General features: G+C 62.3%; 23 protein-coding genes. 15 read left to right on the top strand and 8 right to left on the bottom strand.

Features of this window, described 5'->3' with window-relative positions; genetic code table 11:
* Positions 1 to 78 precede the first annotated feature (78 nt).
* Entirely contained in the window at positions 79 to 573 is a 495-nt protein-coding gene (locus C5J24_RS02905) for a MarR family winged helix-turn-helix transcriptional regulator (protein WP_105415456.1), read from the top strand.
* Here C5J24_RS02905 and C5J24_RS02900 read toward each other — a convergent pair.
* A complete protein-coding gene (locus C5J24_RS02900; protein WP_046599717.1) occupies positions 552 to 1031 on the bottom strand; it encodes an Lrp/AsnC family transcriptional regulator in 480 nt (159 codons plus the stop codon). The genes C5J24_RS02905 and C5J24_RS02900 overlap by 22 nt on opposite strands.
* Positions 1032 to 1155: 124 nt before the next feature.
* Between C5J24_RS02900 and hppD the strand changes: the two genes are divergently transcribed.
* Positions 1156 to 2271 (top strand): 4-hydroxyphenylpyruvate dioxygenase, encoded by a 1116-nt coding sequence (gene hppD, locus C5J24_RS02895; protein WP_105415454.1) that lies wholly within the window; start codon positions 1156 to 1158, stop codon positions 2269 to 2271.
* A gap of 33 nt (positions 2272 to 2304) precedes the next feature.
* Here the strand turns inward: hppD and C5J24_RS02890 are convergent, their stop codons facing one another.
* The 3 genes from C5J24_RS02890 to C5J24_RS02880 all read right to left on the bottom strand — a co-directional run bounded on the left by C5J24_RS02890 (position 2305) and on the right by C5J24_RS02880 (position 5529).
* A complete protein-coding gene (locus C5J24_RS02890; protein ID WP_105415452.1) occupies positions 2305 to 3294 on the bottom strand; it encodes an isoaspartyl peptidase/L-asparaginase family protein in 990 nt (329 codons plus the stop codon).
* An 85-nt stretch (positions 3295 to 3379) separates the two neighbouring features.
* The gene (locus tag C5J24_RS02885; RefSeq protein ID WP_105415451.1) at positions 3380 to 4972 is read right to left on the bottom strand and encodes an ABC transporter substrate-binding protein; all 1593 of its coding nucleotides are present in this window, start codon (positions 4970 to 4972) and stop codon (positions 3380 to 3382) included.
* Entirely contained in the window at positions 4969 to 5529 is a 561-nt protein-coding gene (locus C5J24_RS02880; RefSeq protein WP_105415449.1) for a MarR family winged helix-turn-helix transcriptional regulator, read from the bottom strand. Before C5J24_RS02880 ends, C5J24_RS02885 begins: the two co-directional genes overlap by 4 nt.
* Before the next feature lie 206 nt (positions 5530 to 5735).
* On the opposite strand from C5J24_RS02880, the gene C5J24_RS02875 reads away from it, so the two are divergent.
* The 5 genes from C5J24_RS02875 (at position 5736) to C5J24_RS02855 (ending at position 10973) form a co-directional block, all read left to right on the top strand.
* Positions 5736 to 6437 carry a creatininase family protein gene (locus C5J24_RS02875; protein ID WP_105415447.1) on the top strand — a complete coding sequence of 234 codons (702 nt, stop codon included), beginning with the start codon at positions 5736 to 5738 and terminating at the stop codon, positions 6435 to 6437.
* A gap of 76 nt (positions 6438 to 6513) precedes the next feature.
* The gene (locus C5J24_RS02870) at positions 6514 to 7485 is read left to right on the top strand and encodes an ABC transporter permease (protein WP_105415445.1); all 972 of its coding nucleotides are present in this window, start codon (positions 6514 to 6516) and stop codon (positions 7483 to 7485) included.
* Positions 7485 to 8360 (top strand): ABC transporter permease, encoded by an 876-nt coding sequence (locus C5J24_RS02865; RefSeq protein WP_046667477.1) that lies wholly within the window; start codon positions 7485 to 7487, stop codon positions 8358 to 8360. The genes C5J24_RS02870 and C5J24_RS02865 overlap by 1 nt, the downstream gene beginning before the upstream one ends.
* Positions 8357 to 10072: an ABC transporter ATP-binding protein gene (locus tag C5J24_RS02860; RefSeq protein ID WP_105415443.1), complete on the top strand. Its 1716-nt coding sequence runs from the start codon at positions 8357 to 8359 to the stop codon at positions 10070 to 10072. Before C5J24_RS02865 ends, C5J24_RS02860 begins: the two co-directional genes overlap by 4 nt.
* A gap of 16 nt (positions 10073 to 10088) precedes the next feature.
* Positions 10089 to 10973: a polysaccharide deacetylase gene (locus tag C5J24_RS02855; protein WP_105415441.1), complete on the top strand. Its 885-nt coding sequence runs from the start codon at positions 10089 to 10091 to the stop codon at positions 10971 to 10973.
* A 69-nt stretch (positions 10974 to 11042) separates the two neighbouring features.
* Here C5J24_RS02855 and C5J24_RS02850 read toward each other — a convergent pair whose 3' ends face one another.
* A complete protein-coding gene (locus tag C5J24_RS02850; protein WP_105400669.1) occupies positions 11043 to 11972 on the bottom strand; it encodes a LysR substrate-binding domain-containing protein in 930 nt (309 codons plus the stop codon).
* Between the two features lie 101 nt (positions 11973 to 12073).
* Here C5J24_RS02850 and C5J24_RS02845 point away from each other — a divergent pair, with 101 nt between their 5' ends.
* Positions 12074 to 12979, top strand: a complete 906-nt coding sequence (locus C5J24_RS02845; RefSeq protein ID WP_245446496.1) for a DMT family transporter — start codon at positions 12074 to 12076, stop codon at positions 12977 to 12979.
* Between the two features lie 51 nt (positions 12980 to 13030).
* Here C5J24_RS02845 and C5J24_RS02840 read toward each other — a convergent pair whose 3' ends face one another.
* Positions 13031 to 13615, bottom strand: coding sequence for a DUF922 domain-containing Zn-dependent protease (locus C5J24_RS02840; protein ID WP_172723829.1), 585 nt, complete (start codon positions 13613 to 13615; stop codon positions 13031 to 13033).
* Positions 13616 to 13828: 213 nt separating this feature from the next.
* Here C5J24_RS02840 and C5J24_RS02835 point away from each other — a divergent pair, with 213 nt between their 5' ends.
* The 7 genes from C5J24_RS02835 to C5J24_RS02805 all read left to right on the top strand — a co-directional run bounded on the left by C5J24_RS02835 (position 13829) and on the right by C5J24_RS02805 (position 19755).
* Positions 13829 to 14146, top strand: coding sequence for a hypothetical protein (locus C5J24_RS02835; RefSeq protein ID WP_105415437.1), 318 nt, complete (start codon positions 13829 to 13831; stop codon positions 14144 to 14146).
* 66 nt (positions 14147 to 14212) lie between these two features.
* Positions 14213 to 14848 carry a TetR family transcriptional regulator gene (locus tag C5J24_RS02830; protein ID WP_105415435.1) on the top strand — a complete coding sequence of 212 codons (636 nt, stop codon included), beginning with the start codon at positions 14213 to 14215 and terminating at the stop codon, positions 14846 to 14848.
* Between the two features lie 95 nt (positions 14849 to 14943).
* The gene (locus tag C5J24_RS02825; protein ID WP_105415433.1) at positions 14944 to 15786 is read left to right on the top strand and encodes a metallophosphoesterase; all 843 of its coding nucleotides are present in this window, start codon (positions 14944 to 14946) and stop codon (positions 15784 to 15786) included.
* A 21-nt stretch (positions 15787 to 15807) separates the two neighbouring features.
* Positions 15808 to 17115 carry an ABC transporter substrate-binding protein gene (locus C5J24_RS02820; RefSeq protein WP_105415431.1) on the top strand — a complete coding sequence of 436 codons (1308 nt, stop codon included), beginning with the start codon at positions 15808 to 15810 and terminating at the stop codon, positions 17113 to 17115.
* A gap of 82 nt (positions 17116 to 17197) precedes the next feature.
* The gene (locus C5J24_RS02815) at positions 17198 to 18148 is read left to right on the top strand and encodes a carbohydrate ABC transporter permease (protein WP_105415429.1); all 951 of its coding nucleotides are present in this window, start codon (positions 17198 to 17200) and stop codon (positions 18146 to 18148) included.
* Complete coding sequence (locus C5J24_RS02810) at positions 18138 to 19001, top strand: carbohydrate ABC transporter permease (protein WP_105415427.1); 864 nt, start codon at positions 18138 to 18140, stop codon at positions 18999 to 19001. Before C5J24_RS02815 ends, C5J24_RS02810 begins: the two co-directional genes overlap by 11 nt.
* 1 nt (position 19002) lies before the next feature.
* Positions 19003 to 19755, top strand: a complete 753-nt coding sequence (locus C5J24_RS02805) for a tyrosine-protein phosphatase (protein ID WP_105415425.1) — start codon at positions 19003 to 19005, stop codon at positions 19753 to 19755.
* A 37-nt stretch (positions 19756 to 19792) separates the two neighbouring features.
* On the opposite strand, the gene C5J24_RS02800 is transcribed toward C5J24_RS02805, so the two are convergent.
* Together C5J24_RS02800 and C5J24_RS02795 are read right to left on the bottom strand one after the other, a co-directional pair.
* Entirely contained in the window at positions 19793 to 20764 is a 972-nt protein-coding gene (locus tag C5J24_RS02800; RefSeq protein WP_105415423.1) for a S1C family serine protease, read from the bottom strand.
* Between the two features lie 99 nt (positions 20765 to 20863).
* Positions 20864 to 21658, bottom strand: coding sequence for an NAD(P)-dependent oxidoreductase (locus C5J24_RS02795; RefSeq protein ID WP_105415421.1), 795 nt, complete (start codon positions 21656 to 21658; stop codon positions 20864 to 20866).
* Positions 21659 to 21836: the final 178 nt, after the last annotated feature.

The following is a 21836-nucleotide window of genomic DNA, read 5'->3' as shown; positions in this document are numbered from 1 at the left end:
GCTTGTTTCCTCCCATGATGACGATATGGTTGCAAACGTAACCATTATTTTTGTAACCATCAACGCCCGATCAACGCCATGACGACCGATAGTTTCAAACTCGAACAGTTCCTCCCCTACAGGCTCAACCGCGCCGCCGAATTCGTCGGCCTGCGCTTCGCCGCCCATTACAAGGCGAAATACGGACTGACCCGGCCGGAATGGCGCACGCTTGCGGCACTCGGCAGTTCGGGCCGCATGACCTCGAAAGCCGTCGGCGCGCATTCCTCCATGCACAAGACCAAGGTCAGCCGTGCCGTTTTCGCGCTCGAACAACGCCGCTGGCTGAAGCGCAGCCAGGACGAAGCGGACCGGCGGGTCGAGCATCTGGAACTGACCGTCGCCGGGCAGCAGGCCTATCGGGAACTGATCGAGCTCGCCCGCCGCTATCAGACTGAACTGGAGACGGAAGTCGGCGGGAGCGGCATCGAGGCTTTGTCGAACGGTCTAGCGGCAATCGAGCAGGTCATCCGCCGCTCGGGCAAAGGGAAGCCGCCGGAGCCGGACGATATTCAAGCCTTGGCGGGCTTTTGAATCGGAATCCCACCAAAATCCTTCAACACGCTGAGAACGATTGATGTTTTGACGTGCTGCACGCTCTCATGCGGCAACAGTATATCGTTGACGAAATGGGATAGGCCCGCGAGATCGCGTGTCACCACCTTCAGGTGATAGTCCATCTCGCCGGTCAGCGAGAAACACTCCAGCACTTCCGGCAGGTCCTCGACAAGGCGCGCGAACCGCTTGGCGTTGTCGCGGTTGTGGGTGGCGAGCGTCACGGCGATCACCACCAGCAGGTCGAGGCCGAGTTTCTGGCGGTTGAGATGTGCCCGATAGGTCTGGATGAACCCCTCGCCCTCGAGCCGCGCCCGGCGGCGCGAACATTGTGACGGCGAGAGCGCGACGAGCTCCGACAATTCGTTGTTGGTCAGCCGTCCGTCGGTCTGCAGATGGCTCAAGATCTTCAGGTCATATCCGTCCAGCGCGTCCATCGTGCATCGAGCCCCTCATATCCGCACATTTCATGCACAAATCGCGCAGAACCTCGCCAAGATTGCAAGCACAATGCGCCTCTCCTGCATCATCATGATGATCGAATGACAGGAGGAGTTTGCCATGGGTCCTTTCCCGCACGACGCACCGGTTTCGGAGATCACCGCCGATAACCCGGCCGGCACCGACGGTTTCGAATTCGTCGAATTCGCGCATCCGGAGCCGCAGAAGCTCGAAGAGCTGTTCACACGCATGGGCTACAGGCCGGTGGCGAAGCACAGGACGAGGAACATCACCGTCTGGCGCCAGGGCGACATCAATTACGTCGTCAATGCCGAACCGGGCAGCCATGCCATGCGCTTCGTCGATGAGCACGGCCCCTGCGCGCCGGCGATGGCCTGGCGCGTCGTCGATGCCAAACATGCCTTCGACCACGCGGTCGCCAAGGGTGCGACGCCTTATGAGGGCAAGGACAGGACGCTCGACGTGCCGGCCATCGTCGGCATCGGCGGTTCGCTTCTCTATTTCATCGAGACCTACGGCGAGAAGGGGTCGGCCTATGAGGCCGAATTCGAGTGGCTGGAGACACGCAACCCCAGGCCCGAAGGCGTCGGTTTCTATTACCTCGACCACCTGACCCACAACGTCTATCGCGGCAACATGGACAAGTGGTGGGACTTCTACCGCGAACTCTTCAACTTCAAGCAGATCCACTTCTTCAACATCGACGGCCGCATCACCGGCCTGGTGAGCCGGGCGATCACCTCGCCCTGTGGCAAGATCCGCATTCCGCTGAACGAGTCGAAGGACGAGACCAGCCAGATCGAGGAATTCCTGAAGAAATACAAGGGCGAAGGCATCCAGCATATCGCGGTCGGCACCGACGGCATTTACGAAGCGACCGACAAGCTCGCCGACAACGCGCTGAAATTCATGCCCGGCCCGCCGGACACCTATTATGAAAAGTCCGGCGCCCGCGTGCACGACCACGACGAACCGATCGACCGCATGAAGAAACACGGCATCCTCATCGATGGCGAAGGCGTGGTCGATGGCGGCACGACCAAGATCCTGCTGCAGATCTTCTCGAAAACGGTGATCGGCCCGATCTTCTTCGAGTTCATCCAGCGCAAGGGCGACGAAGGGTTTGGCGAAGGCAATTTCCGCGCCTTGTTCGAATCCATCGAAGAAGACCAGATCCGCCGCGGCGTATTGAAGCCGCAGCAAGCCGCCGAATAAAAGAGCGGGTCCGGAGGGCGCGAGGTCCGGCGGTCATCCCGCCGGACTTTTCGTGCCGGAAGCTCTGCCGGCTCCGGGCTTGAACGGGAAAACCTCACCATGGGTGGCGACGTAGAATTCGCCTTCCGGCGTCACCCAGCCGCGGAACATGCCGTCGGTATTGTAAGGCGCGGTGATCGTGCCGTCGGCGCCGACCGCCACCAGCCCAGCCCCGATATCATGCTGCTTCAGGTCCTCCTGGATGACCTTGGCGGCCGCCTTTTCAAGGCTCTCGCCGAGATAGGAGACGCGGGCAGCCACTTCATGGCCGACGGCGTAACGTATGAAATATTCGCCCTTGCCCGTGCCGGAAACGGCGCAGGCGCCGTCGCGCGCGTAAGTTCCGGCGCCGATGATCGGGGTGTCGCCGATCCGGCCTTCCGGCTTGTTGTTGTAGCCGCCGGTCGAGGTCGCCGCCGCCAGATGCCCGGCGCTGTCGAGCGCAACCGCACCGACCGTGCCGTGCTTTTCCGACTCGCTGGCTTTCGCCGCCGTGCCCGCAGCGGCATGCGCCTTCATTGCCGCCAGTGCCCTGATGCGACGCTCGGTGGTGAAATAATCCGGCTCGACCATATCGAGCCCCGCCTCACGGGCGAAATCGTCGGCCGCATCGCCACCAAGCAGGATCGCATCGCCGTTTTCCATGATCTTGCGGGCCGCCTTGATCGGATTGCGGATACGCCGAACCAGCGTCACCGCGCCGGCTTCGAGCGTCCGGCCGTCCATGATCGAGGCGTCGAGCTCATGTTTGCCGTTGGTGTTAAGCGCTGCGCCGTAACCGGCGTTGAAATGCGGCGAATCCTCCATGACGACCACGGCCGCCTGCACCGCGTCGAGCGCCGCACCGCCTGCCGTCAGGATTTCCCAGCCGGCTTTCAGCGCCCGTCCGAGATCGACGCGGGCAGCCGCCCATTCCTCGTCGCTCAGGTCGAGCTTTGCCATGACGCCGCAGCCGCCGTGGATCGCCAGCGCAATCTTTCCCATCGGTCCTTCTCCCGTCCGAACTTGAAATTTTCGGAAAAACGGCCGGGCGGGATGCCCGGCCGGTAGATCGCAGGTTGGGAAGGCCTTATTTCGCCGGGCGGATGTTCATTGCCAGCGTGTCCTCGTCGGAACGGGGAACGATGGTGATGCCCTTCTTCATGCCCCAGGCCGAGACGGTCGAGGCGATCGCCAGATAGGGCCGATCGGTCGAAACCAGGGCATTGGCATCCATCAGGAACTTTTCGCGCTTCTTGGGGTCCATCTCGATGGCGGCGTCCTCGATCAGCTTGTCCATCGTCTTGTTGACATAACCGCGCAGGTTGAAGGCGCCGAGCTTGGTGTTGGGGTCGTTGCTGTGGGCGAGCGACGACAGCGTGTAGTTCGATTCACCCGTCAGTGTGCCCCAGCCGGACATCGCCATCGAATAGTCGCCGCGCGTATTGGCCGGGAAGAAGACGGCGCCCGGCTGCGCGTTCGCCTCCGCCTGGATGCCGACCGCCGTCAGCATCTGGGCGATCGTCGTTCCGACATCCTTGTCGCCCGGCAGGCGGTCGTTGGTGAAGGAGAAGGTCACCTTGAAGCCGTTCGGATATCCCGCTTCGGCAAGCAGTTTCTTGGCCTTTGCCGGATCGGCCTTGGTGGATTTGACGGCCGGGTTCCAGCCGAAGATGTTCGGCGTCACGAGTTGCGACTGGACGGTGCCCATGCCCTCCATGGCGATCTCGGTGATCGTTTCGCGGTCGATCGCAAGATCGAAGGCTTCGCGCACCTTGGGGTCGAGGAAGGGGTTCTTCGGCAGCGGCGAACCGTCCTTGGCGCTCACCTGCGGCGGCTTCTCACGGAAGTCGAAGGCGATATTGAAGAGGTAGACGCTGTTCTGGCGCACGACGGTGAGCTTGGTATCCTTCTCCAGCGTCGGGACGTCGGAAGCCGGGATACGCGAGATCAGGTCGACCTGGCCAGCTTTCAGCTGCGCAACGCGGGCCGCATCGTTGGGGATTTCCTTGCGGGTCACCTTGTCCCAGGGCTCCTTTTCGCCCCAGTAGCCGTCGAACTTCTGCAGCACGAGCTGCTCCTTCGGCGTCCAGGAGACGAATTTGTAGGGACCGGTGCCGATCGCCGCCTTGCCGGAATTGAAACCCTCCGAAGCCTTGTCGGCATTGGCGGAAAAGTCCTTGGCAGCCGTGTGCGACACGACGAACAGGCGGATGAAATCGTTCGGCAGGTTCGGCGCGGCCCCGTCGGTCTTGATACGGATCGTCAAGGGATCGACGATCTCGATGCCTCGGACGCGGCGCACATAGATGGTGGTCGGGTTCGGGCCGGTGACTGCCGGGATGCGCTCGATCGAGAATTTCACGTCCTCGGCGGTGAAGTCGGAACCGTCGTGGAATTTGACGCCCGGGCGGAGCTTGAACTCCCAGGTCGTATTGTCGATGGCGGTCCAGCTGGTCGCAAGCCCAGGCTCGAGCTCGAGGTTGTTGCCGGATTTCACCAGCGAGTCGTAGATATGCTTGACCGCTTCGGCGTGGGTGCCGGCGGCGGTGAAATGCGGATCGACCGAAAGCGGACCAGCGCGCACGCCGATCATCAGGTCGGCGGCAAGTGCAGCACCCGAAACGCTGCCGAGCAGTACGGCGGCGAGAGCCGCTGTGCGGAATGTCTTGAGAATAGTCATTCTTCGTTCTCCTCTATATTTATCATTGGGGGCCAGTTGGGTGAGTCCACGACGACTTTCGCCAGCAGCTCGGAGAGCATCAGCTTTTCTGCAGGCGTCAGCCCCGACAGCATGACCTTTTCGCGCTCCACCATCGGCTGTATGGCTTGATCGACGATGCGCTTTCCTTCGTCCGTGATGAACAGGACGAAGCTTCGAAGATCCGCCGCGTCGACCTCGCGGCGGATGATGTTCTTGTCGATCAGCTTCTGGATCGCCCGGCTCATCGTATTCTTGGGGAAACCGGAGGAGCTGCTGATGGCGCTTGCCGTCAGTCCGTCGGAAAGGCCGAGCGAATAGAGAACAACGAATTCCGGCCGGGCGAGACCGTACTCTTTTTCGATCCAGCGATAGATCGGCTCGTTGAACTGCAGCGCCAGGAAATTGATGCGGAACGAAAGCCAGCAGGGGTTCTGCCACAGCTTCACGGAAACCAGATCATCGACGCCATGACTGCCGGCCGCGGCCTTGCCACCCTGCCTGAGGAGTGCATCGAAGGATGAGATTTCCAATTGCAATGCCGTCAGCTCCCGCAGAAATCTTGGTCCGGATTTTGTTCCGTATGGAACTTGACGATAGCTTATTTGGCTGTCAATCTCTTTTTTTTAGTTCCGTATGGAACTTTGCATTTGATCAGCGCAACGCCTGTCAAGGCACATTTTTTGTGCTTTTGTGCGAGATTGTGATTAGTTTTTGCGCGTCACGCGCATCGCATGGAGATTTCATGAAGATCGCGGATATGAACTGGATGCAGGTGGAGGAACGGGCGGCGGAAGACGACCGTTGCGTGCTTCCGATCGGCAGCGTCGAGCAGCACGCCTATCTCAGCCTCGCGACCGACATGATCCTTGCCGAAAAGATCTCGCTCGACGCGGCGGAGCCGCTTGGCATTCCGGTTTTCCCCGTCGTGCCCTATGGTCTCGCGTCATCCTTCGCGACCTTTCCCGGCACGCTGACGCTGACGCTGTCCACCTATATCGGCGTGATCCGCGACCTGATGGACAGCATCCACCGTTCCGGCTTCCGCCGTATCCTGATCGTCAACGGCCACGGCGGCAACACGCCGGCGACAGCCGTCATCTCCGAATGGCTGAATGCGCATCCTGATGCCTCTGTGAAGTTCCATGACTGGTGGCGGGCGCCCAAAACCTGGGCAAAGGTGCAGGAAACCGATCCGGCCGCCTCGCACGCCTCGTGGATGGAAAACTTCCCTTGGACCCGCACGAAAGACCAGCGTCAGCCGACGACCGCCAAGCCGAAAGTGGATTTCGCCGGCCTTGCCCAGGTCGATGCGGGCCGCAAGCGGAAACTCCTCGGGGACGGAAACTATCACGGCCTTTACCAGCGCCCCGACGAGGACATGCTGGCGATCTGGGATGTGGCGGTCGCGGAAACCCGCGATCTTCTCGAAAGCGACTGGCGCTGACGGCGAGGCATCCTTCGGAGCCTCACCCTACGAAACCCGCGGAAGACGGGACTGGGGGACAAGAACAGGGGAACATATGTTAGGTTTCGTCTTGCAACGCCTGTGGCAGGCGGCGATCGTGGTCATCGCGATGTCGGCGCTCGTCTTCTGCGGTGTCTATGCCGTCGGAAATCCCATCGACGTGCTGATCTCGCCGGATGCGACGCAGGACATTCGCGCTGCGGTGATCGCCCAATACGGGCTCGACCAGCCGCTGTGGCGGCAATATTTCGCCTTTCTCGGCCGGCTGATCAACGGAGATTTCGGCCGCTCGCTCGTTTATAGCATGCCGGTCAGCGAACTGATCCTCACCCGTCTGCCGGCGACGCTGGAACTGACGCTGGCGGCCGTTCTATTTGCCAGCCTCGTCGGCATCCCGATCGGCATGTATGCCGGCTACCGGCCGCATAGCCTGATTTCCCGTGCCATCATGGCGATCTCGATCCTCGGCTTCTCGGTGCCGACCTTCTGGTTCGGCCTGATGCTGATCATGGTATTTGCCGTGCAATGCGGCTGCATGCCGGCTGGTGGACGCGGCGAGACGGTCAGCCTGCTCGGCGTCGATTTCAGCTTCTTGACCGGCGACGGGCTTTCGCATCTCGTGCTGCCGGCACTGAACCTGGCACTCTTCAAGTTCTCCTTGATGATCCGCCTCGCCCGCGCCGGCACTCGCGAACTGATGCTGAGCGACACGGTGAAATTCGCCCGCGCCGCCGGCCTTTCCGAATTCACGGTGCTGAGCCGGCATGTGCTTCGCCTGATCTCCATTCCGCTCGTCACCGTCTTCGGTCTGGAGCTCGGCTCGACCCTCGCCTTTGCGGTCGTCACCGAAACCATCTTTTCCTGGCCCGGCCTCGGCAAGCTGATCATCGACAGCATCACCTCGCTCGACCGGCCGGTCATGGTCGCTTACCTGATGCTCGTCGCCTTTCTGTTCATCGTCATCAACCTGATCGTCGATCTGACCTACGCGCTGCTCGATCCGCGCCTGCGAAAGGGCCGTGCCTGATGCGCGATACTCTGCTTGGCCGTTTCCTCGAGGAATTCTTCCGCAACAAGGTCGCGACGGGCGCCGCAATCGTCGTCCTGCTGATCGTCCTGACCGCGATCGTCGCGCCGCTGGTCACCCCACAAGATCCGTACGACCTGACCAGCCTCGTGCTGCGCGATGCCCGCCGTGCGCCGGGTTATGTCGGCACCGGCGGTTACACCCATTGGCTCGGCACGGACTCGCAAGGCCGCGACCTCCTGTCGGCGATCATCTACGGGCTTCGCATCTCCCTGCAAATGGGCGTGATCGCTGGCGGCATCGCCTTCGTCATCGGCGCGGTGGTTGGCTGCTCGGCCGCCTATATCGGTGGCCGTTTTGAGAGCCTTGCCATGCGTATCGTCGACCTGCAGCTTTCCTTCCCGGCAATCCTGCTCGCCTTCGTCATCGCGGCCCTTCTCGGCCAGGGGCGTTATCAGCTGATCATGGCGCTGATCTTCGCCCAGTACGCCTATTTCGCTCGCACCGCCCACGGCGCGGCATCGGCCGAAAGGCAGAAGGATTATGTCGAGGCGGCGCTCTCCATCCCGCTGTCGCCCTGGCGCGTCGTCGTCAAGCACATCCTGCCAAACTCGCTGCCGCCGCTGATCGTCGTCGCGACGGTGCAGGTGGCAAGCGCCATTTCGCTCGAAGCCACCCTCTCCTTCCTGGGCGTCGGCCTGCCGCCGACCGAACCGTCGCTCGGCATGCTGATCGCCAACGGTTTCCAGTATCTGCTTTCCGGCCGCTACTGGATCTCGATCTATCCCGGCGTCGCGCTGATCCTGTTCATCGTCTCGCTCAACCTCGTCGGCGACCAGATCCGCGACCAGCTCAATCCGAGGCTCCGCCGATGACCGAAACGACGAGTGCTCCGCTTCTCGAAGTCACCAACCTCAGGACCTGGTTCCCGAGCGGACGCGGCGAGATCAAGGCGGTCGACGGCGTCTCGTTTTCGCTGGCGCCCGGCGAAGTGCTCGGCCTCGTCGGCGAATCCGGTTCCGGCAAGTCGATCACCGGCTTCTCGATCATCGGCCTGATCGACGAACCCGGCCGCATCGTCGAGGGTTCGATCAGGCTCGAAGGCCGCGAGCTGATCGGCCTGCCCGCTCATGAACTGCGCGCCATCCGCGGCAAGACCATTTCCATGGTCTTCCAGGATCCGATGATGACCCTGAACCCTGTCCTGAGCATCGGCACCCAGATTAGGCTCGCGCTCGAAGCCCATGAAAACATCAGCGCATCGGACGCACGGGAAAGAGCGATCAAGGCGCTCGCCCAGGTCCGCATCAGCGAGCCGGAACGCAAGGTGGATTTTTTCCCGCATCAGTTTTCCGGCGGCATGCGCCAGCGCGTGGCGATCGCCATTGCCCTGCTGCACCGGCCGAAACTGATCATCTGCGACGAACCGACGACGGCGCTCGACGTGTCGATCCAGGCGGAAATCCTCGCCGAGATGAAGGAACTGGTGGCCGAACTCGGCACTGCGCTGATCTGGATCAGCCATGATTTGGCGATCGTCTCGTCGATCGCCGACCGCGTCGCGGTGATGAGATATGGCAAGATCGTTGAGATCGGTCCGGCGCTCGGCGTACTCACCCGCCCGCAGCACGACTATACCAAGGCGCTGCTCGATGCGCTGCCCTCACGCGCCAAGCCCGGCCAACTGCTGCTGCGCGGCAGCGGCATCGCGGATGCGGCACCGCCGCCGCGCAAGTCGGCGACACTGAACCTGCCGCCGCTCGGCAGCCCCTATCTCGTTATCGACGATGCGATGAAGCGCTTTGAGAAGCCGGCGGGCCTGTTCAGGAACCTGGCGATCAAGTCCGGCATTTCCCAGCCGATGCCGGTCGTCCAGGCGGTCGACGGCGTGTCGATCACGCTGAAGCGCGGCGAAGTGCTTGGCCTTGTCGGCGAATCCGGCTCCGGAAAATCGACGCTCGGCCGCATGGCTGCCGGCATTGCGATTCCAACCTCCGGAACGATCCGTCTCAACGGCAAGCCGGTCATGAGCGACGGCCGCAATGCGCGAAAAATCACCACCCGCATCCAGACGATCTTCCAGGATCCGTTTGCGTCGTTAAACGGCCGCATGCGGATCGGCGATATCATCGCCGAAGGGCCGCTCGCCCACAAGCTGGTGACCCGAGCCGAAGCGCTGGTCTATGTCGGGGAATGGCTGGCCGCGGTCGGGCTCGATCCGACCTTCGCCAACCGTTTCCCGCACCAGTTCTCCGGCGGCCAGCGGCAGCGCATCGCGATCGCCCGCGCGCTCGCCATGCAGCCGGATGTGGTCGTCTGCGACGAGCCCGTCGCCTCGCTCGACGTTTCGATCCAGGCGCAGATCATCAACCTGTTGATCCGCCTGCGCGCCGAGCTCGACCTTTCGCTGCTCTTCATTAGCCACGACCTGTCCGTCGTCCGGCATCTCTGCGACCGCGTCGCGATCATGTATCGCGGCAGAATAGTCGAGGAAGGCGTGGCCTCGACGATCTATGCCGATCCGCAGCACGATTACACCAAGCGGCTGCTCGCCGCCGTGCCGGTCCTGCCGGAGGCGGCCGAATAAAAAGGGAGAACGGGATATGGAACCCTGGGAGTGGGACGAGGCCATGTGGCGCGGCAAGGTCAACAAGGTGCGCGCCGGCCGTTCGCTGAAACCGAAAGCCTGGAAGGACGGCGCGCGCTGCGCTGTCGCCCTTTCCTTCGACAGCGACCATGAGACCAACGAACTTCGCGACGGCGGTGAATCGATCGGCCGCATGTCCCAGGGGCAATACGGCAACCGCATGGGCGTGCCGCGCATCCTCGAAACGCTGAAGAATGCCGATGTCCCGGCGACCTTCTTCGTGCCGGCGGTCGCGGCCCTCCTCTATCCCGACGAACAGCGGCGCGTCATCGCCGAAGGCCACGAAATCGGCCTGCACGGCTGGATTCACGAGGTGAACACCAAGGTGCCCGCCGACAAGGAACGGGAATTGCATTTCCGCGCCGCCGACACGCTCGAAAAGATCACCGGCATCCGCCCGGTCGGCATGCGCACGCCCTCCTGGGACTTTTCCTATGAGACGCTGAAGATCGAGCGCGAGCTCGGGCTGATCTACGATTCCTCGCTGATGGCCGATGACGACCCGTACGAACTGGTCGAGGACGGCGAGCCGACCGGCATGGTCGAACTGCCGGTCGAGTGGATCCGCGACGATGCGGTCTATTTCAATATGAACCGGTTTACCGCGCTCCGCCCTTACACCCCGCCGACCTCCGTGCTCGACATCTTCAAGCGGGAGTTCGACCGCGCCTATATCGAAGGCGGGCTGTTCCTTTTGACCATGCATCCGCATGTGTCCGGTTACCGCTCGCGCATCTTCGTGCTGGAGGATCTGATCAGGCACATCCAGGGCCACGAGGGCGTCTGGTTCGCCACCCATGCCGATATCGCCCGCTTCGCCAGGGAGAATGGCGGCGAGTGAGCCCTCCAACCCAAGCTGAGCAGATTACCGATATCGGCGGTATTCAGTGCATGCGGTAGGTGCCTAGGTTTATCCCTTTCCCCGTCCCGGCGCGATGAAGGCTGCGATCGCCGTCTCGTCGAACCCGGCCTCCTGCAGGAAGCGCCGGGCAAACTCGGCGGCAGAAGCTTTCATCGCGTCGTTCGGGCGGATCAGGTGAAAGGCGACGTGGTGATCGATGGTCCTGTCGGACACGGCGACGACCCTGCCGGAGGCAAGCGCGGCGTCGGCAAGCGGGGGCCGGGCGAGCGCGATGCCGAGGCCATGCGCGCAGGCGTCGATCACCAGGTTATAATCCTCGAACCGCCGGTCCTGCCCGCGCGGCACGTAATCGACGCTCTCGACGGCCAGCCAGCGCCGCCAGGCCTCGACATTGGAATCGTGCAGGATCGGCAGTTCGAGCAGTGATTTTGCATCGGTGCGTCCGCCGAGACGCTCGGCCACCGCCGGAGCGGCGATCGGCACGAGTTTCTCCTGCCAGAGCGGCAGGCTGCGCACGCCGGCCCATGGCCCCTTGCCGCAACGGATCGCCAGGTCGATGCCCTCGCTGAAGTCCGCCAGCCGATGTTCCAGGATCACTTCCAGGTGGATATCGCTGGCCTCCAGCTTCGGCATCCGCGAGAACAGCCAGAGCGAGGCGACCGACGGCGTCACCGAAAGCCGGACGACCGCCTTGTTGCGGCGGGGCAGCCACCGCTCGTCCGTATCCCCGAGCAGGGCCAACGCTTCCTCAGCGCGGGCGAAAAACCGTGTGCCTTCCGGTGTCAGCGTTACGCCGCGGGCCTCGCGGGAGAAAAGCCGCACGCCCATCCAGCGCTCCAGCCGGGATATCTGCCGGGAGACAGCACCATGGGTGACGCCGCCCTCTTCCGCTGCTGCCGAAAACGATCCGAGACGCGCGGCGCGCGCGAATGTCTCGAGCGTATCAAGTGGTGGCAAGGTCTGCGAGCTGTGAACCATACGCACATATGATCATCGATTGCGTTGCTTTTCAAGCATGGATGAGAGGCGCTAAATCTGACTTCAAGTTTTGCCAGACTTCAAGTTTGAGGGAGAAAGAGATGAGCACGGTCGCCATGAGCACTGGAACGAATGAAAAACAGGGATTTGATGTGATCGCCTTCCTGGCGATCCTGGTGACTATCGTTTTCTGGGCCTCGTCCTTCGCCGTGATCCGTATCGCGCTCGGGCCGCTGACGCCGATCGAGCTCGCCACGGCTCGGTATGTTCCGGCCGCCTTGATCGCGGTCGTCTATCTCGCAGTTGCCCGGCCGGCTCTTCCAGCCAAGGGCGATATCCTCCGCCTCGTCGTCGCGGCAGTGCTCTTCATCGCCGCCTATGCCGTTCTCCTCAACATGGGCGAACGAACGGTGGCGGCAGGCCCGGCGAGCTTCATCATCAACACCATGCCGGTCTTCACCGCACTGATCGCCATTTTCGCGCTCGGCGAGCGGTTCGGCCGCTGGGGCTGGGTCGGAACGGCGATCTCCTTTGCCGGCGTGGCGCTGATTGCAGCCTCCGGCGAGGATGGCTTCGATCTCGATCCGAACGCGATCCTCATCCTTGGCGCCGCCCTCTGCTCCGCGATTGCCAGCGTGCTGCAGAAGCCGATCCTCGGCCGTATGCCCGCATTGGCGGTCACAGCCTGGCTGATGCTGATCGGCTCCGTTCCGCTGTTGCCGGCCGTACCGTCGGCCCTGCAGGCGCTCGCAGCCGCCCCTGCCGAGGTGAACTGGGGCATCGCCTATCTCGTGCTCTTCCCGACGGTGATCGGTTACGTCACCTGGGCAATAGCCCTGAAGCGCCTGTCGGCAGCCCGAGCCTCCAATTTCCTTTACGGCGTTCCTCCGACCGCAACCCTGATCGGTTTCCTCTGGCTCGGCGAAGTGCCCACGCTGATCGGCGCGATCGGCGGCATCATGGCGATCGTCGGCGTGCTCGTCGTCAATGTCATGCGCAGGAGATAGGTGAGCCGCCGCGATCCGGTAAACTGCAGATGAAGCAATGCAGGCGGCGCCCTATTTACCGGCGCCGTTCACGAATTGGAGAATGAGCTGGTGGACATTGCCGCCCTCGCTCATCTCCATCCGATCGTAGTCGTTGCTGCGCTTCTGCTGCGCCTTCGAAATCTCGCCGAGCTTGGCCGTCAGTTCCGTCCTGATTTTCGTGCATTTCGGGTCGTTGGCGACGCTGAGACCCACGCTCACCCGCTCGATCTCCTTCACCATGTCGATGATCATGACGCCGTGGACCAGTTCGTGCTTGTAGACGCCGGCAATGAAGACATCCCATTTCTTCTTCAGATCGGGAGCAAGCGCCGATGCGGGTTTTGGCAGCGTGTAGGTGATGATCAGCTTCGGCCGCGCCGAAACGAGCGTGCAGGCGCCATCAGTCTGAGGTCGGTAATCGCGGGTCCAGGTCAGCTTGAAATTGGTGTGGGCGATGGCGCGCACTTCCTTGCCGATCTTGGGGCCGCGCTGTCCGATGGAAGCGTAGAGATCGACGCCGGAATCACCGGTCACGGGATAGGTCTGAATCTGCTCCACCGGCTGCCATTGGCTCTGCGCCGATACATTTATCGGCACCAGGACGAGACAAATCATCGCCCGGAGAATTCCTGCACCTATCCTCACCCGTTCCCTCCCGCTTCGATCGCCGCGAAACTAGGGAGACGACGCCGCAGTTTCAACTGGCCAGATATGTTTCAGTGAACGCTATACATTACAACTTTGGTTCCAGCCCCTTGCCATATTTCCCTCGAAATGAATGATGACAGTTGCGTGACAAGACGTTCTGATTTGGTGCTGGAGAGTTCAATGGGAGAAAAGCGAAAGGTCTACGAGGCGCTGGTCGACGGTGCCATGGAAGGTCTGACCGACGAGGCATTGTTCAAATTTGTCACCAAACGTTGCCCGAAGACGTCGAGCAAGAAGATCGTCAGGGCGGCCCTCCTCGGGTTGAGCGATCCGCACCTGCGTGACCGGAACATTCTGGATACGATCTACGCACTGGCCATCAAGCACCGCATGGACGAGTTCCGGGACGGCGAGGATGGAGATGACGAAAGGGACAGCTGGCCCGTGCCTTTCGCCCGGCCGCTCGACAAGGAAACGGCCCGCGTGGACTTGGCCTAATCGGCCGCCTGCTGTCATCCGCCCTACACAAAATCTACCTAGATTGCGGTGGTCGAGGGTGAGTTCATGCACGGCCGCGCCAATCTTACAGCCATGAGGCTCATGGATGCCTGCGAGCATCTGCTTTGCGAAGCCGAGGCTTTCGAGGATCTGACCGCCCGGCGGATCGCCATCGAGGCACATGCGACGCCCTCCGCCATCAGCTACCATTTCGGCTCGCAGGAAGAACTGGTCGCAGCGGTCGCAGAGCGTGTCTATCGGCGGCTCAATGCAGAACGGTTGAGCCTGCTCCGCAAGGCCGTCGACCGGCGGGCGCCCGATCCGCCCGATCTCGATGAAGTCATTGCAGCTCTGGTCGGTCCCTCGATCCGCTGGAGCCTCGACCCGACCTCCAGCTATCCGGTCCTGTCGCATTTCACCTCGATGGCGAAGACCCACCGGGAACGCGCACCGCACTACCGCCGCATCATCGATAACGTCGAACATCACCGAGCTTTCGTCCCGCATTTGAAGCGGATCGCGCCCTGGCTCGACGAGGTCGATATCGGCTGGCGGCTCAATTGCGCGCTCGGCATCCGCTCGCAGGTCACCCGCTCCCGGTCGCGCACCGAAGTGCTGACCAATTACGGCATCGACCTCGATGATCCGGGCATCGTCATCGCCCGCATGGTCGAGGTGATCGCGCCGATGTTTCGCCGCTGAACCGGTTTCGAACGGCATTCGAAATCCGTCACGAGCAGGAAACAAACCCCTTCTAACGGTCCTCCTGACGAAACCGTCTTCCATGGAGGCATCCGGTGCGACGCGAAACGACATTCATCCATCTGACCGACCTGCACATCGGCACCGCCGACGACAGCCATCTGCACAGCGACACGACCGAGACGCTGCATCAGGTGCTCGATCTCGTCGCGACCGTGACGCCGAAGCCGCAATTCGTCATCGCCAGCGGCGATCTCACCAATCGCGGCGATGCGGAAAGTTTTCGTCGGCTGAAGGACATTATCGACGCCAGGATCGATGTTCCTGTCATCTATGCGCTCGGCAATCACGACACCCGCCCCGGCTTCTACGAGGGCATGGGCATCGAGACGCATGATCCGGATGCACCCTACGACCACGACGCGATCATCGAGGGCATCCACATCGTCACCATCGACTCGACGACGCCCGGCCTGATCGGCGGCACGATCGATCCCGAACAGTTCGACTGGCTCGCCTCGACGCTCGACAGCCATCCCGACCTGCCGAAGCTGATCGTCGTCCACCACCCGCCGGCGCTCGGCGAGGAAGCGGATGCCGCCCATTGGCGGACGATCCACTTCCCGCAGTCGGAACGTTTCCGCGAACTGCTGAAGGGCCGCAACATCATCGGCATCCTCAGCGGCCATATCCATCACGACCGCGTCTCGGTCTGGCATGGCATCCCGGTGGTGGTCGGCACCGGCCAGCACGCCGCGACCGATATCCTGCGCACGGACATCCTGCGCATGGTGCGCGGTACGTCCTTCGGCATCGGCACCATCCGCCCGTCCGGCCTCACCATGGCCTTCGTGCCGCTGCCGTCCGACCGCGCCGAACTCAATACCTATCCGCTGGAACTTCTGATGGCCCGGGCAATGCCCGTCGCCGCTGAATAACCCTCACCCGGAGACACACAAATGCTGCGCAGAACCACGCTCAAGCTGATGGCAACACTCACCGCCGCCTCGATCTTGCCTCTTGGCCTCCCGGTCGGCGCCCTCGCCGAAATGCCAGCAACCGTCGACAAGCCGGTCACGATCAGCTTCTACAACTACAACCTCGCGTCCGCCGGCATCGGCTCCGAGGCCACCAGGGAACTGATTGCCGGTTTCGAGAAGAAATTCCCGAACGTGAAGGTCGAGACGATCGCGGTACCGTCGAACGAGATCATCAACCGCGTTCAGGCCGATATCGTCGCCGGCAAGCAGCCGGACGTCGCCCAGCTGACCTTCCGCGACCTGATCTTCGTCGCCAGCGACCTCGGCGGCAATGCGCTCGAGGACATGGTGAAGCCGGCGGAACTGAAAGAGCATCTCGCCGGCATGATCCCCAAGGGTCTCGAACTCGGCAAGGTCGACGGCAAGACCTATGGTCTCGCCTACACCTTCTCGACGCCTGTCCTCTATTACAACGGCGACCTCTTCAAGCAGGCAGGTCTGGACCCGAACAACCCTCCGAAGACCTGGGCCGACGTCAACATCACCGGCAAGGCGATCAAGGAAAAGACCGGCAAGAACGGCTTCTTCCCGGGCGCCTACGGCCCGAGCGACGGCACCTTCGTCTACCAGGCGATCGTCATGTCGAACGGCGGCAAGGTGCGCGACGGCAACAAGCTCACTTACGCGGACAAGAATGCTGCCGAGGCGGTCAAGATGCTGCGCGACATGGTCGATAGCGGCGCCCACGCCAGGATCGACCCGGCCAGCGGCTCGGACACGTTTGCGGCCGGCAATCTCGGCATGTTCGTCTATACGACTGCGGTGCTTGGCTCCTACAAGAAGGCCGCCCAGGGCAAATTCGACCTGCGTATCGCCCCTATGCCGTCCTTCGGCGAAAAGCCGACCGCTCCGACCAATTCCGGCAGCGCCCTGTTCGTCTTCAGCAAGGATCCAGCCAAGCAGCGTGCGGCCTACGAGCTCCTCAAATACCTGACGAGCAAGGAAGCCTACACGATCATCACCAGCAAGATCGGTTACCTGCCGCTGCGTCTCGATATCGTCGACGACCCGAATTACCTCGGCCCCTGGGTCAAGGAGAACCCGATGTTCCGCGCCAACCTGGAACAGCTGAACCGCCTCACCGCCAACGTTGCCTTCCCCGGCCCCAACTACCGGCAGGTCGAGAAGATGATGATGGACTCGGTACGCGAAGCCGTCTTTGGCAAGGGCGATTCGATCGCCACGCTGAAAGCCGCCCAGGATCAGGGCCAGGACCTGATGCCGTAACCGTTACGAGGAGATGCCGGGCGGGTCTCGCTTTCCCGTCCGGCGTCGTTGCCCTCTCGGGGTCCTTTCGGGGGAAAATTCCATGACCGATATCCAGGCCGATCTCGCAAGACCGCTCATCCTTGCCCGAGCGCCTACGGCTGCCCGCCAGCGCGGCACGTTCACCGTCCAGCCCTGGCTCTATCTCGCGCCGGCGCTCTGCCTTCTGATGATGTGGACCTATGTGCCGCTCGTCGAGGCCTTCCAACTCTCCTTTTACCAATGGAACATGCTGCCGACCGCGCCGCAGCGCTATGTCGGCCTCACCAACTACCAGCGCCTGTTCGCCCTGCCGGAGATGCGCGCCGCGCTCTGGAACACGCTTTTCTACATTCTCGGCCTCTTCCCGATGTCGGTGATCATTCCCCTTTTCGTGGCGATCTGGACCCAGGACCTCGAAGGCCGCGCCCGGACCATCTACCGTGCGCTGATCTTCGTGCCGATGATCGTGGCGCCCGTGGTCGCCGCCATCCTCTGGCGCTGGCTGCTCAACGAGGATCAGGGGCTGATCACCCTCGGCCTGGAGACGATCGGTCTCGGCCGCATCGGCTTCCTGACCGACCCGAACTACGCGCTCGCCACGCTGACCTGGATCACCGGCTGGAAGCTGATCGGCTTTTCCACCCTGTTATTTTCCGCCGCCAATGCCGGCATCAATCCCTCCTATATCGAGGCGGCGCGCATCGACGGCGCCAGCCGCTGGGGGATCATCCGCGATATAAGACTGCCGTTGCTTTCGCCGACCATCCTGCTTCTATCGATGATGACAATCCTGTTCGGGGCGCAGTGGAGTTTTGCCTATATCAACGTGCTGACCAATGGCGGCCCGCTGAAAGCGACCACCAACATCTTCTACCTGCTCTGGGAATACGGTTTCCAGACCATGTCCGCCGGCTGGAGCTCGGCGGCCGGCATGATCGCCTTTGCCGGTTTTGCGGTCATCGCGGCGGGATGCATGTGGCTGACCAAGAGGTTTGCGATCTATGACAACTGACGTTTCACCCGATCTCGCCTCACTCGCGTCTAAGGGTGCCAAGTCCGGTGGCGCCCGCCGGCTTGCGGTGCATGCGGTGATGATCCTCCTGTCCTTCCTGTCGATCTTTCCGATCTACTGGATGATCGTCACCTCGCTCCGGCCGGAAAACGAGATCTTTTCCACCTCGCTCTGGCCGTCCAACCCGTCGCTCGAAAACTATGTCTTCGTGCTGACCCGCATTCCGATGATCGGCATGCTGGTCAACACCACGATCGTATCCGCGGCGACCGCCCTGCTGCAGGTCGTGACCGGCCTGTTCGCGGCCTATGCGCTAGTGCGCTGGCGCATGCGGCTCTCCGGTGTCATCCACGGCCTTATCGCGCTCTCCTGGCTGGTGCCGTTCCAGGTCACGATGATCCCCAACTACGTGCTTGCCTCACGGCTCGGCCTCCTGGATACGCTCACCGGTCTCATCGTGCCGAATGCGGCGCATGCCTTCGCGATCCTGCTCCTCTATAACGCGATGCGCTCCTTCCCGACCGAGATCCTCGAAGCGGCGCGCATCGACGGAGCCAGAAGCTGGAAGATCCTCTGGCAGATCGTGGTGCCGAACATGGGCGCTCCGATCGCCTCCCTGTCGATCATCGCCTTCATCTCCGCCTGGAACGAGTATTTCTGGCCGCTGCTGCTCTCGCGCAAGCCGGAGAATTCGGTCGTCCAGATCGGCCTGCAGATGTTCATGACCCAGGAGGGCAATCTCTGGGGGCCGCTGATGGCGGCCGCCGCACTCGCCAGCCTGCCGATCCTGATCATCTACCTGGTGCTGCAGCGCCACGTCATCGAATCCTTCATGAAATCCGGAATCCGCTGATATGTTTGCCCCAGAAAACGCGCATGAACGCCTGATCGCGCTGGAAGGCGCCCACAATGTCCGCGACCTCGGCGGTTACCAGACCGCACATGGCGGCCTGACCCGCTGGCGCTCGATCCTGCGCGGCGACGCATTGCATCGCCTGAGCGAGGCCGATATCGAAACCTTGCTGGACAATGGGCTGGCCACCGTCATCGACCTGCGCAATGCCCACGAGATCGCCGCCGAAGCCAACCCGTTCGCGGGTCATGCCGAAGTGCGCTACCACAACACGCCGCTGTTTTCGGCGCTGGCGCCGGTGGAGATGATGGCGAATGCCGTGTTGAGCTTCGACATGGGCGACCGTTATTGCCAGGCGATCGACGACTGCCAGCCGGCAATTGCCGAAGTCCTGAAGAGCATTGCCGACGCGCCTGATGGAGCGGTGCTCTTCCATTGCAGCGCCGGCAAGGACCGCACCGGCGTGATCTCGGCCTTGCTGCTCGCCAATGCCGGCGTCGATGAGATGACCATTATCGAGGATTACGCCCTGACGGCGACGATCTCCGGTCCACTGATCGCGACCCTCAGGGATCGCGCCCTCGGCCGCGGCACCTCGCCCGAGCTGGTCGATATCGTTCTTGCCTCGGAGCCGCGCAGCATGCGGCAGGCACTGGACCATATCCGCTATCGCCACGGCGGTATCGAGGCCTATCTCTCTTCGCTCGGCCTCGATGAAACCGCACGGGAAAGACTTCGCTACCGGCTGGCTTAGGACCTCGAGGACGAGGACCTGAAGAGAAACAGCATGCTCAGCTCTGCGGCCGTGCGGCTGGGACCAGCACGCGGTCGACGATCCGCGAGTCGAGGTCGTAGACGGAGATCAGCGTCTCCTTGCCGATCCGCGTCCCGTCCAGCAGACGGATCAGATCATCGGCGCCACCGACGGGCTGGCCGTCGATGGCCAGGATGAAATCGCCCTCCTTCAACCCCGCCTGGTCGGCCGGGCTGCCGGGATCGATGCGGCGAATGCGCACCGTCGTCTCCTGCAACATGCCGGCCTTCACCGCGACGCGGCGCGGTAGAGCGGTCGTATCGACGACGATACCGATGAAGGCACGCCGCACATGGCCGAAGCGCAGGATCTCCGAGACGACGAAATTGGCCGTGTTGGAGGCAACCGCAAAGGCGATGCCCTGTGCGCCGCGGATGACCGCCGTATTGACGCCGACCACCTCGCCCGAGGCCGATACCAGCGGCCCGCCGGAATTGCCCGGGTTAAGAGCCGCATCGGTCTGCACCACGTCGTCGATCAACCGCCCGGTGGACGACCGCATCGAGCGACCCAAAGCCGAGACGACGCCTGATGTCACCGACCAGTCGAAACCGAGCGGGTTGCCGATCGCGATGGCGATATGGCCACGCCGCAGTTTCTGGGAATCGCCGAGCCGTGCCCAGGCCTGCACGTCCATGTCGGCACGCACCAGCGCGATATCCGTGTCGGCATCGCGGCCGAGCACGGCGCCCTGCCCGACAGCACCATTGGCACTGCGGATACGGACGGTCTTGGCGTCGGAAACGACGTGGTGGTTGGTGATGATCAGGCCGTCTGGCGAAATCGCAAAGCCCGATCCGTGGCCGCCTTGGCCAGCAACGCCGCCGAGCCGCTCGATGCGGCTGACGGCGGGACCGACGCGGTCGACCGCGCCGGCAACCGTCTCCGAATAGGCGTCGAGAAGCACGCTATCTTCGGGGACGGGAGGATTGATATCGATAAATCCCATCACAAGAACTCCGGAAACACCTTCCCGGAAAAGGGAAGGTTGCAGAAGAAGCTGATGTGGTGGGCCTAAAAGGCGGAAACAAGAACCGGCCTTGCGGGCTCAGTCCTCGGCGAAGATCGGGTCCTGTGTGAACATGCCGCCCTGGTAGACAGCGGCCGGGGACGCCGGTTCCGGACGCCCCTTGGCATCAAGCTCGGCGCGGAAGCGTTCGGCATTGTCCTTGGGCTTCCAGCCGAGATAGGACGCGTGGGAATTGTCCCACCATTTGCTGTCATTGTCAGAAATGCCCCAGATGATCGGGCAGCCGAGCATGGGCGCGCGAAAGACGCAGTCGATCAGGGAGGCGAAGTCGTCATAGGACATCCAGCCGGACAGCATGCGGTGGTTGATCGGCTTTTCGAAGCAGCTGCCGATCCTGACGAGCGCCGTCTCCTGACCGAATTTCTCGAAATACATGCGCGCCAGCGCCTCGCCGAAACATTTCGAAACGCCGTAGAGACCATCCGGCTTCATCGGAGCCTTGACGTCGATGTGCTCGTCCTGGCGGTAGAAACCGACCACATGGTTGGAGCTGGCGAACAGGATGCGCGGCTGGCCATGCGCGCGGGCGGCTTCATAGAGATTGTAGAGGCCGAGCAGGTTGGCGTTGAGTATCTTCGAAAACTTGTCCTCGACCGAAACCCCGCCGAGATGCAGGATACCGTCGCAGCCTTCGACCAGCTTCATGACGGCGTCGGCATCTCCGAGGTCGCAGACAACCGTTTCCTCATTGGGACCGGCTGGGCCGAGATCGACGATATCGGAGAGGCGAAGCGTTTCGGCAAAACCGGCGAGACGCGAGCGCATGGCGCGTCCGAGGCCGCCGCCGGCACCGGTGATCAAAAGTCTTTTCAAGAAATCATCCTCCGAAAGCGGCGCATTGGCCGCGGCAATCCAGTGATGGCCGGTCTGTCGGCCAACTTATTCGTGACAAGCGTCGACACTTATCATACATGTTGACGAAACCTGGTCAATAAGTTGGAGCGGTTCGGAGCGGCGCTCGACTTGACATATGGGTTGACACGATATTGTG

Source organism: Neorhizobium sp. T25_27 (assembly GCF_002968565.1).
Classification (GTDB): Bacteria; Pseudomonadota; Alphaproteobacteria; order Rhizobiales; family Rhizobiaceae; genus Neorhizobium; species Neorhizobium tomejilense.
Note: the sequence above shows the minus strand (reverse complement) of the source record. Positions and strands in the feature narration are given on the sequence as shown.

Excerpts from the sequence above, each read along its gene's own strand:
- C5J24_RS02905 (WP_105415456.1), top strand. The coding sequence starts at position 79 with ATGACGACCGATAGTTTCAAACTCGAACAGTTCCTCCCCTACAGGCTC.
- C5J24_RS02900 (WP_046599717.1), bottom strand. The coding sequence starts at position 1,031 with ATGGACGCGCTGGACGGATATGACCTGAAGATCTTGAGCCATCTGCAG.
- hppD (WP_105415454.1), top strand. The coding sequence starts at position 1,156 with ATGGGTCCTTTCCCGCACGACGCACCGGTTTCGGAGATCACCGCCGAT.
- C5J24_RS02890 (WP_105415452.1), bottom strand. The coding sequence starts at position 3,294 with ATGGGAAAGATTGCGCTGGCGATCCACGGCGGCTGCGGCGTCATGGCA.
- C5J24_RS02885 (WP_105415451.1), bottom strand. The coding sequence starts at position 4,972 with ATGACTATTCTCAAGACATTCCGCACAGCGGCTCTCGCCGCCGTACTG.
- C5J24_RS02875 (WP_105415447.1), top strand. The coding sequence starts at position 5,736 with ATGAAGATCGCGGATATGAACTGGATGCAGGTGGAGGAACGGGCGGCG.
- C5J24_RS02870 (WP_105415445.1), top strand. The coding sequence starts at position 6,514 with ATGTTAGGTTTCGTCTTGCAACGCCTGTGGCAGGCGGCGATCGTGGTC.
- C5J24_RS02865 (WP_046667477.1), top strand. The coding sequence starts at position 7,485 with ATGCGCGATACTCTGCTTGGCCGTTTCCTCGAGGAATTCTTCCGCAAC.
- C5J24_RS02860 (WP_105415443.1), top strand. The coding sequence starts at position 8,357 with ATGACCGAAACGACGAGTGCTCCGCTTCTCGAAGTCACCAACCTCAGG.
- C5J24_RS02855 (WP_105415441.1), top strand. The coding sequence starts at position 10,089 with ATGGAACCCTGGGAGTGGGACGAGGCCATGTGGCGCGGCAAGGTCAAC.
- C5J24_RS02850 (WP_105400669.1), bottom strand. The coding sequence starts at position 11,972 with ATGGTTCACAGCTCGCAGACCTTGCCACCACTTGATACGCTCGAGACA.
- C5J24_RS02845 (WP_245446496.1), top strand. The coding sequence starts at position 12,074 with ATGAGCACGGTCGCCATGAGCACTGGAACGAATGAAAAACAGGGATTT.
- C5J24_RS02840 (WP_172723829.1), bottom strand. The coding sequence starts at position 13,615 with ATGATTTGTCTCGTCCTGGTGCCGATAAATGTATCGGCGCAGAGCCAA.
- C5J24_RS02835 (WP_105415437.1), top strand. The coding sequence starts at position 13,829 with ATGGGAGAAAAGCGAAAGGTCTACGAGGCGCTGGTCGACGGTGCCATG.
- C5J24_RS02830 (WP_105415435.1), top strand. The coding sequence starts at position 14,213 with ATGCACGGCCGCGCCAATCTTACAGCCATGAGGCTCATGGATGCCTGC.
- C5J24_RS02820 (WP_105415431.1), top strand. The coding sequence starts at position 15,808 with ATGCTGCGCAGAACCACGCTCAAGCTGATGGCAACACTCACCGCCGCC.
- C5J24_RS02815 (WP_105415429.1), top strand. The coding sequence starts at position 17,198 with ATGACCGATATCCAGGCCGATCTCGCAAGACCGCTCATCCTTGCCCGA.
- C5J24_RS02810 (WP_105415427.1), top strand. The coding sequence starts at position 18,138 with ATGACAACTGACGTTTCACCCGATCTCGCCTCACTCGCGTCTAAGGGT.
- C5J24_RS02805 (WP_105415425.1), top strand. The coding sequence starts at position 19,003 with ATGTTTGCCCCAGAAAACGCGCATGAACGCCTGATCGCGCTGGAAGGC.
- C5J24_RS02800 (WP_105415423.1), bottom strand. The coding sequence starts at position 20,764 with ATGGGATTTATCGATATCAATCCTCCCGTCCCCGAAGATAGCGTGCTT.